This window comes from Mycobacterium sp. 1081908.1, assembly GCF_001673535.1.
In the GTDB taxonomy this organism is placed as follows: Bacteria; Actinomycetota; Actinomycetes; order Mycobacteriales; family Mycobacteriaceae; genus Mycobacterium.
This window is the reverse complement of sequence record NZ_LZLY01000020.1, coordinates 23,152-36,456: the sequence shown is the minus strand read 5'-3', so window position 1 is coordinate 36,456 and position 13,305 is coordinate 23,152. Positions and strand designations below refer to the sequence as shown.

General features: G+C 70.3%; 8 protein-coding genes. 6 read left to right on the top strand and 2 right to left on the bottom strand.

Annotation, left to right across the window (positions count from 1 at the left end; all coding sequences use genetic code 11):
• The first annotated feature begins 2 nt into the window (after positions 1–2).
• On the top strand, positions 3–3,269 hold the full coding sequence (locus A5655_RS03405) for an arabinosyltransferase domain-containing protein (RefSeq protein WP_067005585.1): 3,267 nt from the start codon (positions 3–5) through the stop codon (positions 3,267–3,269).
• 37 nt (positions 3,270–3,306) lie between these two features.
• Here A5655_RS03405 and A5655_RS26855 read toward each other — a convergent pair whose 3' ends face one another.
• Positions 3,307–3,942, bottom strand: coding sequence for a PASTA domain-containing protein (locus tag A5655_RS26855; RefSeq protein ID WP_082978453.1), 636 nt, complete (start codon positions 3,940–3,942; stop codon positions 3,307–3,309).
• Positions 3,943–4,017: 75 nt separating this feature from the next.
• Here A5655_RS26855 and A5655_RS03395 point away from each other — a divergent pair, with 75 nt between their 5' ends.
• The 3 genes from A5655_RS03395 to A5655_RS03385 are packed head-to-tail and all read left to right on the top strand — an operon-like array spanning position 4,018 to position 5,449.
• Positions 4,018–4,350 (top strand): helix-turn-helix transcriptional regulator, encoded by a 333-nt coding sequence (locus A5655_RS03395; protein ID WP_067005583.1) that lies wholly within the window; start codon positions 4,018–4,020, stop codon positions 4,348–4,350.
• A complete protein-coding gene (locus A5655_RS03390; RefSeq protein WP_067005581.1) occupies positions 4,347–4,829 on the top strand; it encodes an SRPBCC family protein in 483 nt (160 codons plus the stop codon). The genes A5655_RS03395 and A5655_RS03390 overlap by 4 nt, the downstream gene beginning before the upstream one ends.
• Positions 4,826–5,449, top strand: coding sequence for a maleylpyruvate isomerase family mycothiol-dependent enzyme (locus tag A5655_RS03385; protein WP_067005579.1), 624 nt, complete (start codon positions 4,826–4,828; stop codon positions 5,447–5,449). The genes A5655_RS03390 and A5655_RS03385 overlap by 4 nt, the downstream gene beginning before the upstream one ends.
• Positions 5,450–5,451: 2 nt before the next feature.
• Here A5655_RS03385 and A5655_RS03380 read toward each other — a convergent pair whose 3' ends face one another.
• Positions 5,452–6,591, bottom strand: a complete 1,140-nt coding sequence (locus A5655_RS03380) for a BTAD domain-containing putative transcriptional regulator (RefSeq protein ID WP_067005577.1) — start codon at positions 6,589–6,591, stop codon at positions 5,452–5,454.
• A 141-nt stretch (positions 6,592–6,732) separates the two neighbouring features.
• Here A5655_RS03380 and A5655_RS03375 point away from each other — a divergent pair, with 141 nt between their 5' ends.
• On the top strand, positions 6,733–10,059 hold the full coding sequence (locus tag A5655_RS03375) for an arabinosyltransferase domain-containing protein (protein WP_067005575.1): 3,327 nt from the start codon (positions 6,733–6,735) through the stop codon (positions 10,057–10,059).
• On the top strand, positions 10,056–13,304 hold the full coding sequence (locus A5655_RS03370; RefSeq protein ID WP_067005573.1) for an arabinosyltransferase domain-containing protein: 3,249 nt from the start codon (positions 10,056–10,058) through the stop codon (positions 13,302–13,304). Before A5655_RS03375 ends, A5655_RS03370 begins: the two co-directional genes overlap by 4 nt.
• Position 13,305 lies beyond the last annotated feature (1 nt).

Below are 13,305 nucleotides of genomic sequence, written 5' to 3'. Positions count from 1 at the left end.
CGATGCCCACCGAAACCACGGCTGACTTGGCCGCACAACTACCATCAACCCCCGTGGACGACGCGGGAGGTAACCACCGGATCGCCCGGCTTGTCGCTATCGTCGCCGGTCTGCTGGGCGCCCTGCTGGCGATCGCCACCCCGGTGCTGCCGGTCAACCAGACCACCGCCCAACTGAACTGGCCGCAGAACGGCACATTCGACAGCGTCGATGCGCCGCTGATCGGTTATGTGGCAACGGATTTGAACGTCGCCGTGCCATGCCAGGCCGCCGCCGGGCTGGCGGGCCCGCAGAACGCCGGCAAGACGGTGCTGTTGTCGACCGTGCCCAAACAGGCCCCCAAGGCCGTCGACCGCGGACTGCTGATCCAGCGCGCCAACGACTATCTGGTGCTGGTGGTGCGCAACGTCGCGGTGGTCACCGCCCCGTTGAGCCAGGTGCTCAGCCCGGCCTGCCAGCGGCTGACCTTCACCGCGCACGCCGACCGCGTCACCGCCGAGTTCGTCGGCCTGACCCAGGGGCCCAACGCCGAGCACCCCGGCGCGCCGCTGCGCGGCGAAAAGAGCGGCTACGACTTCCGGCCGCAGATCGTCGGCGTGTTCACCGATCTCGCCGGGCCGGCGCCGCCGGGCCTGAGCTTCTCGGCGACCGTCGACACCCGCTACAGCAGCAGCCCCACCCAGCTGAAGATGGCGGCGATGATCCTCGGGGTGGTGCTGACCGCCGCCGCCCTGGTGGCGCTGCACGTCCTCGACACCGCCGACGGCACCCGGCACCGACGCTTCCTGCCCGCCCGCTGGTGGTCGATCGGCGGCCTGGACGCCCTCGTCATCGCGGTCCTGACGTGGTGGCATTTCGTGGGCGCCAACACCTCCGACGACGGCTACATCCTGACCATGGCCCGGGTGTCCGAGCACGCCGGCTACATGGCCAACTACTACCGCTGGCTGGGCACGCCCGAGGCCCCGTTCGGCTGGTACTACGACCTGCTGGCGGTGTGGGCCCACGTCAGCACCAGCAGCATCTGGATGCGGTTGCCCACCCTGGCGATGGCGCTGACGTGCTGGTGGGTGATCAGCCGCGAGGTCATGCCCCGCCTGGGTCACGCCGTGAAGACCAACCGGGCGGCGGCGTGGACGGCGGCGGGGCTGTTCCTGGCGACGTGGCTGCCGCTGGACAACGGGCTTCGGCCCGAACCGATCATCGCCCTGGGCATCCTGCTGACCTGGTGCTCGGTGGAGCGGGCGGTGGCGACCAACCGGCTGCTGCCGGTGGCGATTGCCTGCATCATCGGCGCGCTGACCCTGTTCTCCGGTCCGACGGGCATCGCCTCGATCGGCGCGCTGCTGGTCGCGATCGGGCCGCTGCGCACCATCATCCACCGACGATCCAGACAGTTCGGGGTGCTGCCGTTGCTGGCGCCCATCCTGGCCGCGGTCACCGTCACCGCGATCCTGATCTTCCGTGACCAGACCCTGGCCGGCGAAATGCAGGCGACCGCGCTCAAGCGCGCGCTCGGACCCAGCCTGAGCTGGTTCGACGAACACCTCCGCTACGAGCGGCTGTTCATGGCCAGCCCCGACGGCTCGGTCGCCCGCCGTTTCGCCGTGCTGGCCCTGGTTCTGGCGCTGGCGATAACGGTGGCAATGTCGTTGCGCAAGGGCCGAATTCCCGGGACGGCGGCCGGGCCGAGCCGCCGGATCGTCGGGATCACCATCATCTCGTTCGTCGCGATGATGTTCACCCCCACCAAGTGGACCCACCACTTCGGGGTGTTCGCCGGACTGGCCGGGCCGCTCGGCGCGCTGGCCGCGGTCGCCGTGACCTCCGTTGCCATGCGATCCCGTCGCAACCGCACCGTATACGCCGCCGTCGTGGTGTTCTTGGTGGCACTGTCGTTCGCCAGCGTCAACGGCTGGTGGTACGTGTCGAACTTCGGTGTGCCGTGGTCGAATTCGTTCCCCGCGTGGCATTACGCCTTCGCCACCGCCCTGCTCGGGCTGACGCTGTTGGTGCTCCTGCTGGCGGCGTGGTTCCACTTCGTCAAACCGGACAACGGGCCGCCCAAGACCCGCTACGGCGCGCGCATGGCCGGAATCGTCCAGTCTCCCTTGGCAATTGCGGCGTGGATCCTGGTGGTGTTCGAGGTCGCATCCCTGACCCTGGCGATGACCGCCCAATACCCGGCGTGGTCGGTCGGCCGCTCCAACCTCGAGGCGCTGACCGGCAAGTCCTGCGGGCTGGCCGAGGACGTGCTGGTGGAGCAGGACCCCAACGCCGGCATGTTGACCCCGATGACGGGGCAAGTGGCCGACGCGCTGGGAGCGGGCCTGTCGGAGGCCTTCACCCCCAACGGCATTCCGGCCGACGTGCGCGCCGACCCGGTGATGGAACGTCCCGGCGACCGCAGCTTCATCAACGAGGACAGGCTGACCACCGGCGCCGAGCCCGGCACCGAGGGCGGCACCAACCCGGCCCCGGGCATCAACGGTTCGGTCGCCCAGCTGCCCTACAACCTCGACCCGGCCCGCACACCGGTGCTCGGCAGCTGGCGCGCCGGCATCCAGGTTCCCGCGCACCTGCGCTCGGGCTGGTATCGGCTGCCCGCCCGCGAGAAGGCGCGGCCGCTGCTGGTGGTCAGCGCGGCGGGCCGATTCGACCCCCGCGAGGTCCAGGTGCAGTGGGCCACCGACGACCAAGCCGCCGGGGGCCACTCCGGCGGGTCGTTGCAGTTGTCGGACGTCGGCGCCTCCCCGGCCTGGCGCAACCTGCGGCTGCCGCTGTCGGCCATCCCGAGCGACGCGACCCAGATCCGCCTGGTCGCCGACGACGAAGACCTGGCTCCGCAGCACTGGATCGCGCTGACGCCGCCGCGGATTCCGCAACTGCGCACGCTGCAGGACGTCGTCGGGTCCAAAGACCCGGTGTTCCTGGATTGGCTTGTCGGCCTGGCGTTTCCGTGCCAGCGCCCGTTCGGCCATCAAAACGGCGTGGACGAGACGCCGAAATGGCGCATCCTGCCGGACCGCTTCGGCGCCGAGGCGAATTCACCCGTGATGGACAACAACGGCGGTGGCCCGCTGGGCGTCACCGAGTTGCTGGTGAAGGCGACCACGATGGCGACGTACCTGAAGGACGACTGGTCGCGCGACTGGGGATCCCTGCAACGGCTGACGCCCTACTATCCCAGCGCCCAGCCCGCCCAGTTGCAGCTCGGGATCGCGACGCGCAGCGGCCTGTGGAACCCGGCGCCGCTGCGCCGCACCTAGCCGCGGGAGATGCGTGACGCGGCGGGCCGCGAGACGTCTATCCGACTGCCTGGTCGCGCGGTTCAGGCCGCATCGCGCGGGACGAGATGGGCGTCGGGCGCGGCCGGCGCGGTTCGCGGACGCCCGCGCCCCCGTCGCCGCTGAGCCACAACCGGACCGCGGTTCCCGGCTTGACCCGCGCGCCCGACTCGGGAACCTGATCGGTGACGATCCAGCCCCTGTCCCCGGGCGCGGATGGGAAGTCCGGTTGGACGTTCATGGCGACCAGCCCCGCGTCGTTGAGCGCCTCGCGGGCCGCGGTCCATTCGAGGCCGACGACGTTGGGCACCGTCACCTTCGCGCTCCAGGGCGCCTCCCGGAAGCGCACCCGCACCGCCTCGGCGGCCGCGTCACCGACAGCCGTCGACTCGGAACCGCCCGGGGAGTCGTCGACGTCCCGCCAGCGTTCCCATGCGGATTGGCGCGTGATGCCCAGTTCAGTGGCGATCTCGGCCCAGGATTTTCCGTGCCGTCGGGCGGCCCGCACCGCGGCCAACTCTGCCTGATCGAGCATCCGGCGCACCATGCCGATGTCGGACAGCGCCTCCAGCCCGTCGCCGCTGGGACGCCCGCTTCGTGCGCCGAGCCGGCGCCAGGCCTGTTGGGCCTGCTCCCACGCTTCGGCGAGGCTCATGTTGTCAGGATAGCCTGACAGCGCCCGGCGGAAAACCCTTGCCGCGCCCAATTGGTAAGTCTAGACTTACGGTTCGTGGCCACTTACCGAGCCGCCGGCAACGGTGATGCCTGGCTGGCGCTGGCCGACGGGACGCGGCGCTCCATCGTGGAGCGCCTCGCGCACGGCCCGGCGGCGGTCGGCGAGCTGGCCCGCGACCTGCCCGTCAGCCGGCCGGCGGTTTCGCAGCACCTGAAGGTCCTCAAGTCCGCGGGCCTGGTCCGCGACCGCGCCGCGGGAACACGTCGCGTCTACCAACTCGACCCGACCGGCCTCGAGGCGTTGCGCGCCGAGCTCGACCGGTTCTGGGCCCAGGCGCTGGCCGCCTACGCGAAAACGATCGATGAGAGCAAGGGGGACCCGTCATGACCCGAACACCGAACGTCACGCACCAGGTCGTCGTCAACGCCCCGATCGAGCGCGCGTTCGCCGTCTTCACCGAGCGGTTCGGCGACTTCAAGCCGCGCGAACACAACCTGCTCGCCGTCCCGATCGCCGAGACCGTATTCGAGCCTCGAGTCGGCGGGCACATCTTCGACCGCGGCGCGGACGGCAGCGTCTGCCGGTGGGCGCGCATCCTGTCCTACGAGCCGCCGCACCGCGTGATCTTCAGTTGGGACATCGGCCCGACCTGGCAGGTGGAGTCCGATCCGTCCAGGACCAGCGAGGTCGAGGTCCGCTTCACCGCCGAGTCCGACGACCGCACGCGCGTCGAGCTCGAACACCGCCACCTCGACCGGCACGGTCCGGGCTGGGAGTCCGTCGCCGATGGCATCGACGGCGACGCCGGCTGGCCGCTGTATCTGGATCGCTACGGCCGCCTGGTCAGCGTCGAGGCGCATCGATGACGGCGACGCTGATGACCATGGCGCGCGCCGAGCGGGCCGACCTCGCCGACTTCCTGGCCACCCTCACGCCACAGGACTGGCAGACTCCCAGCCTGTGCACCAAATGGACCGTGAAAGACGTTGTCGCGCATGTGATCAGCTACGAAGAACTGGGCGCCGCGGGGCTGCTGAAACGGTTCGTGAAGGGCTGGGTCGTCCGGGCCAACCAGGTGGGTGTCGACGAGTTCTCCGCGCTCAGCCCCGAACAGCTCCTCGAGTTCCTCCGCGACCATCTCGAACCACGCGGTCTGACAGCGGGTTTCGGCGGGATGATCGCGCTCGTCGACGGCACCGTCCATCACCAGGACATCCGCCGCTCGCTGGGCCGGCCGCGGACCGTCCCCGCCGATCGGCTGCAGCGGGTCCTCGGCCTGGTGCCCGGCAACCCCCGGCTCGGGGCGGGGCGCCGGATCAGGGGTCTGCGCTTGCGCGCCACCGATGTCGATTGGACACACGGCACGGGGCCCGAGGTCAGCGGCCCGGGCGAGGCGCTGCTCATGGCGATGACCGGCCGGCCCGCGGCACTCGCGGAGCTCGGCGGTCCCGGCCGGGACACGCTGGCGCGCCGGCTGACGAAATAGCCTCAGACCGGGCCGATTTCGAAGGTGAACTCGTGGCCGCCGATGCGGATGCGGTCGCCGTTCGCCAGGGTGGCGCTGCCGCGGATGCGCTGGCCCTGCACCTCCACCCCGTTGGTGGACCGCAGGTCGGTCATCATGAAACCGGTTCCCGTGTCGGTGATGACGGCGTGGTGGCGGCTGACATCGGTGTCGTCGAGAACGACGTCGTTGTCGGTGAATCGCCCGATCCTGGTGGTCGCGCCGGTCAGCGGATGAACCCGCCCGGTCCGGTCACGCAGCCGCGCAACGGCGGACTCCGCCAGCTGGATCCCCGCGGTCGTGGACTCCTGCTTGTAGGCGCCGCGCTTGTGGGTGGTCAGGTCGGCCCGCTTCAGACCCAGCGGTTCCTGGCGCAGGATCCGCTCGTGCAGCGCGCTCACGGTGCGGCCGGGGTCGATTCCGAGCCCCTCGGCGAGCGCCGTCTTGAGCCGCCGGTAGGCGCCGAGCGCATCGGACTGGCGCTCGGTGACGTAGTAGGCGGTGATCAGCTGCGCCCACAGCGGTTCGCGGTAGGGATGTTCGGCGGTCAGCGCCTCGAGCTCGGCGATGACCTCACCGGCGCGTCCGCAGGCGATCTCGGCCTCGGCGCGGGCGGTGTGGGTGGCCACGTTTTCTTCCATCAGCGCGGTGGCGAAGGCTTCGACGAAGGCGAAGCCGCGCAGGTCGTCGAGCACCGGCCCGCGCCACTCGCCCAACGCCAACGAGAAATTCCTGCTGGCCTCCTCGAAGCGGCCCGCCGCCGCGGCCTGATTTCCCGCGAGCTTCGCGGCCGCGAAGCGCCCCAGGTCGCAGTCGGCGTCGGCGACGCTGAGCTGGTATCCCGGCGGGGCGCTCGCCAGCACCTGGTACGGGTCGGCCCCGGCGTCGCGAAGCAGCCGGCGCAGGTTCGACACGTGGGCCTGGATGCTGGTGCGCGCGGCGGGCACCGGGTCCTCGTCCCACACCGCGTTGATCAACGAGTCGACGGACACCGGCCGGTTGCGGTTGATCAGCAGCATCGCCAGCACCGCCCGTTGCTTAGGCGCGCCCACCGGCACCCGCACCCCGTGGCTGGTCATCAGCAACGGTCCCAAGACGCCGAAGCCGAGACCTGTGTTCGTCATCGCGCTGCCAGCCTCCAGGGGGATCGGGGCCGTTCTTGTCACGAGAGTTTATTTCGTGGGTTGGGCGCGGCAAATCACCGCGCCGCCCGCGCGGCCCTGCGTCCTCAAGTCACTCAGTCGCGTCCCTTACGATCGAGCCTCGTGCCCCCCGACCGGAATGAGCGATCGCTGCGCGTCCCGCGGTTGATCGCCGTCGTCGCGGGTCTGGCCGGACTGCTGCTCTGCCTGATCGTTCCGCTGCTTCCGGTGAAGCAGACGACCGCGACGATCCTCTGGCCCCAGGGCGTGGCCGACGGGCACGTCACCCAGATCACCGCCCCGTTGGTGTCGGGGGCGCCGCGGGCCCTGGACATCTCGATCCCGTGTTCGGCGATCGCCACGTTGCCTCCCAACGGCGGATTGGTCGTCTCGACGCTGCCGGCCGGTGGTGTGGACACGGGCAAGAACGGGCTGTTCGTGCGCGCCGACAAGGACATCGTGGTCGTCGCGTTCCGCGACACCGTGGCCGCGGTGGCGAAGCGACCGGCCGTCGCGGCCGGCGGCTGCAGCGTCCTGCACATCTGGGCCGACGCGGGTGCGGCGGGCGCCGATTTCGTCGGCATCCCCGGCGCCGCGGGGACTCTGTCGTCGGAGAAGAAGCCTCAGGTCGGCGGCATCTTCACCGATTTGAAGGTGCCGCCGCAGCCGGGACTGTCGGCCCGCGTCGACATCGACACCCGGTTCATCACGGCGCCCACCGCGCTGAAGACCCTGGCGATGGCCGTGGGCACGCTGGCGGTCCTGGCTGCCATCGCGGCGATGGCGGCGCTGGATCGGCGCAGCCGCGGCGGCGACATCGGGATCAATTGGCGTTCGCCGATCGCTTGGCTGTCCCGGTACCGCCCGCGGGCCCATCGGGCCACCTGGTGGCGCGTCGGGGCGGCGACGTGGCTCGCCGACGTCGGCGTGATCGGGACGCTGCTGGTCTGGCACGTCATCGGCGCGACGTCGTCGGACGACGGCTACAACCTGACCATCGCCAGGGTCGCGCCGAAGGCCGGATACGTCGCCGACTACTACCGCTACTTCGGCACGACGGACGCGCCGTTCGACTGGTACCTCGCGGTGCTGGCCAAGCTGGCGTCGGTCAGCACCGCCGGGGTATGGATGCGGCTGCCGGCGACGCTGGCCGGCATCGCCTGCTGGCTGATCATCGGCCACTGGGTGCTGCGGCGGCTGGGGCCGGGACGCGGCGGCCTGGCCGGTAACCGGGTGGCGGTGTTGACCGCGGGCGCGGTCTTCCTGGCCGCGTGGCTGCCGTTCAACAACGGCCTGCGACCGGAGCCGATCATCGCGCTGGGCGTCATCGTGACCTGGATGCTGGTGGAACGCGCGATCGCACTGAGCCGGCTGGCGCCCGCGGCCGTCGCGATCATCGTCGCGATGCTGACCGCGACGCTGGCCCCGCAGGGGCTGATCGCCGTCGGCGCGCTGCTGACCGGGGCGCGGGCGATCGCCCAGGCGATCCGGCGCCGCCGGGCGACGGACGGGCTGCTGGCCCCGGTGGTGGTGCTGGCGGCGTCCCTGTCGCTGATCACCGTGGTGGTGTTCCGCAGCCAGACGCTGGCCACGGTCGCCGAGTCGGCGCGCATCAAGTACAAGGTCGGCCCGACCATCGCCTGGTACCAGGACTGGCTGCGCTACTACTTCCTCACCGTGGAGTCCAACCCCGACGGGTCGATGGCGCGGCGATTCGCGGTGCTGGTGCTGCTGCTGTGCATGTTCGGCATGCTGGTGGTGCTGCTGCGGCGCGGCCGGGTGCCCGGGCTGGCCAGCGGACCGGCGTGGCGGCTGATCGGCACCACCGCGGCCGGCCTGCTGCTGTTGACGTTCACTCCGACGAAGTGGGCCGTGCAGTTCGGCGCGTTCGCCAGCCTGGCCGGCGCCCTGGGTGCGGTCACCGCGTTCGCCTTCGCCCGGATCGGGCTGCACAACCGCCGCAACCTGACGCTGTACGTGACGGCGCTGCTTTTCGTGCTGGCGGTGGCCACTTCCGGGATCAACGGCTGGTTCTATGTCGGCAATTACGGGGTGCCCTGGTGGGACATCCAGCCCGTGATCGCCAGCCACCCGGTGACGTCGATGTTCCTGACGTTGTCGATCCTGACCGGGCTGCTGGCCGCCTGGCAGCACTTCCGGATGGACTACGCCGGGCACACCGAGGTCAAGGACAGCCGGCGCAACCGCGTGCTGGCCTCCACACCGCTGCTCGTGGTGGCGACGATCATGGTGCTCGGTGAGGTCGGCTCGCTGGCCAAGGGGGCCGCGGTCCGCTACCCGCTCTTTACCATCGGCAAGGCCAACCTGGCCGCCATCACCTCGGGGCTGTCGCCGGCCAGCTGCGCGCTGGCCGACGACGTGCTGACCGAGCCCGATCCCAATGCCGGTCTGCTCCAACCGATTCCGGGCCAGACGTTCGGGCCCGACGGACCGCTCGGCGGACAAAACCCCGTCGGCTTCAAACCCGAGGGGGTGGGCGACGACCTGAGGTCGAACCCCGTGGTCACCAAACCCGGTGTGGTGAATTCAGACGCCTCACCCAACAAGCCCAACGCCGCCATGAGTGACTCCGCGGGCACGGCAGGCGGGAAGGGCCCGGCCGGAATGAACGGATCGCACGCGGCGCTGCCGTTCGGCCTGGATCCGGCCCGCACCCCGGTGATGGGCAGCTACGGCGAAAACTCCTTGGCCGCCACCGCCACGTCGGCCTGGTACCAGCTGCCGCCGCGGACGGGCGACCGGCCGCTGGTGGTGGTCTCGGCCGCGGGCGCCATCTGGTCGTACAAGGAGGACGGCACCTTCACCTACGGCCAATCGCTCAAACTGCAATGGGGTATTAGTCGCCCCGACGGCAGCACCCAGCCGCTCGGCGAGGTGCAGCCGATCGACATCGGTCCCGAGCCGGCGTGGCGCAACCTGCGGTTCCCGCTGGCCTGGGCGCCGCCGGAGGCTAATGTGGCACGCATCGTCGCCTACGACCCGAATCTGAGTTCCGAGCAGTGGTTTGCGTTCACGCCGCCGCGCGTCCCGGTGCTGCAGACCCTGCAACAGCTGATCGGGTCGCAGGCCCCGGTGCTGATGGACATCGCGACCGCCGCCAACTTCCCCTGCCAGCGCCCGTTCTCCGAACACCTTGGCGTTGCCGAACTTCCGCAGTACCGCCTCCTGCCCGATCACAAGCAGACCGCGTCGTCGTCGAACGGCTGGGAGGCCAGCGAGACCGGCGGCCCGTTCCTGATCACCCAGGCGATGCTGCGCACCTCGACGATCGCCACGTATCTGCGCGGTGACTGGTATCGCGACTGGGGATCGGTCGAGAAGTATTACGCGTTGGTGCCGCCCGATCAGGCGCCGGTCGCCGTCGTCGAACAGGGCGTCACCACCGTGCGCGGCTGGAGCCGGCCGGGACCGATCCGGGCGCTGCCATGAGCATCACCGACCACGAACGCCAAGCGGCCACCGCGCCGTCGGAGGCCCTTCGGGACGTGCGGGTGACGCGCTGGGTCGCGACGATCGCCGGGCTGATCGGTTTCATCCTGTCGGTCGCCACGCCGCTGCTGCCCGTCGTGCAGACCACCGCGATGCTGAACTGGCCGCAGAATGGCCAATTGAATAACGTTACGGCGCCGCTGATCTCGCTGACGCCGGTCGACGTGGCGGTGACCGTGCCGTGCTCGGTGGTGCGCGACCTGCCGCCCGAGGGTGGGGTGGTGCTGAGCACGGCGCCCAAGAAGGGCAAGGACGCCGCGCTCAACGCGTTGTTCGTGGTCGTCAGCAGCAAGCGCGTCGACGTCACCGACCGCAACGTGGTCATCGCCAGCGTGCCCCGCGACCAGGCGGCGTCGCCGCAATGCCAGCGCATCGAGATCACGTCCACGCTCGCCGGCACCTTCGCCACCTTCGTCGGGCTGAGCGATCCGGCGGGCAAGCCGGTGCGCGGTGGCTTCCCCGATCCCAACCTGCGCCCCCAGATCGTGGGGGTGTTCACGGATCTGACCGGTCCGGCGCCGCCCGGCCTGCGGTTCTCGGCGACCATCGACACCCGGTTCTCCACCACGCCAACGACTTTGAAGCTGGTGGCGATGGTGCTGGCGATCGTGTCCACCATCGTCGCGCTGGTGGCGCTGTGGCGCCTCGACCAGCTCGACGGCCGGCGCATGCACCGGTTGATCCCGACGCGCTGGCGCAAGTTCACCCTCGTCGACGCCGCGGTGATATTCGGCTTCTTGCTGTGGCACCTGATCGGCGCCAACTCCTCCGACGACGGCTACATCCTCGGCATGGCCCGGGTCGCCGACCACGCCGGTTACATGTCCAACTACTTCCGCTGGTTCGGCAGCCCGGAGGACCCGTTCGGCTGGTACTACAACCTGCTGGCGCTGATGACCCACGTAAGCGACGGCAGCCTGTGGATGCGGCTGCCCGACCTGGTCGCCGGGCTGGTCTGCTGGCTGCTGCTGTCGCGTGAGGTGCTGCCGCGGCTGGGGCCGGCGGTGACGTCCAGCACCGCCGCCAACTGGGCGGCCGGCATGGTCCTGCTGACCGGGTGGATGCCGTTCAACAACGGCCTGCGCCCTGAGCCGATCATCGCGCTGGGCTCGCTGATCACCTACGTGCTGATCGAGCGCTCGATGTGCGCCTCCCGGCTGACGCCGGCGGCGCTGGCGGTGATCACCGCGGCGTTCACGCTCGGCGTCCAGCCCACCGGCCTGATCGCGGTCGCCGCCCTGGTCGCCGGCGGCCGGCCGATCCTCCGGATCCTGGTGCGCAGGCATCGCCTGGTCGGCACCTGGCCCCTGGTGGCCCCGATGCTGGCGGCCGGTTTCGTCATCCTCACCGTGGTGTTCGCCGACCAGACGCTGGCAACGGTGTTGGAGGCCACCAGGATTCGCACCGCGATCGGCCCGAGCCAGGCCTGGTACACCGAGAACCTGCGCTACTACTACCTGATCCTGCCGACCGTCGACGGCTCGCTGTCGCGCCGATTCGGCTTCCTGATCAGCGCCCTGTGCCTGTTCACCGCCGTGTTCATCATGTTGCGCCGCAAGCGAATCCCGGGTGTGGCCCGCGGCCCGGCGTGGCGGCTGATGGGCGTCATCTTCGCCACCATGTTCTTCCTGATGTTCACGCCCACCAAGTGGGTGCACCACTTCGGGCTGTTCGCCGCGGTGGGGGCGGCGATGGCCGCGCTGACCACGGTGCTGGTTTCGCCGAAGGTGCTGCGCTGGTCGCGCAACCGGATGACGTTCGCGGCCGCGGTGCTGTTCCTCCTGGCGCTGTGTTTCGCCACCACCAACGGCTGGTGGTACGTGTCCAGTTACGGCGTGCCGTTCAACAACGTCATGCCGCGGTTCGCCGGAATCAGCGTCAGCACAGTGTTTTTCGTCATGTTCGCGATCGCGGCGGTCTGGGCGTTCTGGCTGCATTTCGCGTCGCGGGAACACGGCGAGGGTCGGCTGGCGCGGGCGGTGACGGCGGCGCCGGTGCCGATCGCTGCCGGATTCATGGTGCTGGTGTTCATCGCCTCGATGGTCGCCGGGATCGTGCGGCAGTACCCCACCTACTCCAACGGCTGGGACAACCTGCGCGAGTTCGCCGGCGGCTGCGCACTGGCCGACGACGTGCTCGTCGAGCCGGACAGCAACGCCGGCTTCATGGCTCCGCTGCCCGGCGATTACGGCCCACTCGGGCCGCTCGGCGGCGTCAACCCCGCCGGGTTCTCCCCCAACGGCGTACCCGACCACACCGTGGCCGAGGCGGTGCAGGAGACGTCGGTGCCTCAGCCCGGCACCGATTACGACTGGTACGCCTACGACTGGCGCGCGCCGACCAAGCTGAAGGCGCCGGGCGTCAACGGATCCCTGGTTCCGCTGCCCTACGGCCTCAACCCCGACCAGGTTCCGCTGGCCGGCAGCTACACCACCGGCGCCCAGCAACAGAGCAGGCTCACCTCGGCGTGGTACCAGCTGCCCAAACCCGACGACGGCCATCCCCTGCTCGTGGTGACCGCAGCCGGCACTATCGCCGGCAACAGCGTGTTGCACGGGCACACCAGCGGACAGACCGTCGTGCTCGAATACGGCCGGCCCGGACCCGGCGGTGAGATCGTGCCGTCCGGGCGGCTGGTGCCGTACGACCTGAACGGCGAACAGCCCAAGGCGTGGCGCAACCTGCGCTTCGCCCGCGACAAGATGGCCGCGGACGCGGTCGCGGTCCGGGTGGTCGCCGAGGACCTCTCCCTGACGCCGGACGACTGGATCGCGGTGACCCCGCCGCGGGTGCCGGAGCTGCGTTCCCTGCAGGAGTATGTCGGCTCGTCGCAGCCGGTGCTGATGGACTGGGCCGTCGGGCTGGCGTTCCCGTGCCAGCACCCGATGCTGCACGCCGACGGCGTCACCGAGATCCCGAAGTTCCGAATCACGCCCGACTACAACGCCAAGAAGCAGGACACCGACACCTGGGAGGACGGTGTCAACGGCGGCCTGCTGGGCATCACGGACCTGCTGCTGCGGGCCCACGTGATGTCGACCTACCTGTCCCGGGACTGGGGCCGCGACTGGGGCTCGCTGCGCCAGTTCGAAACCATCGCCGACGCGCATCCCGCGCAACTGGAGCTGGGCACGGCGACCCGCAGCGGATTGTGGTCGCCCGGACCGATCCGAATCAAGCCGTAAT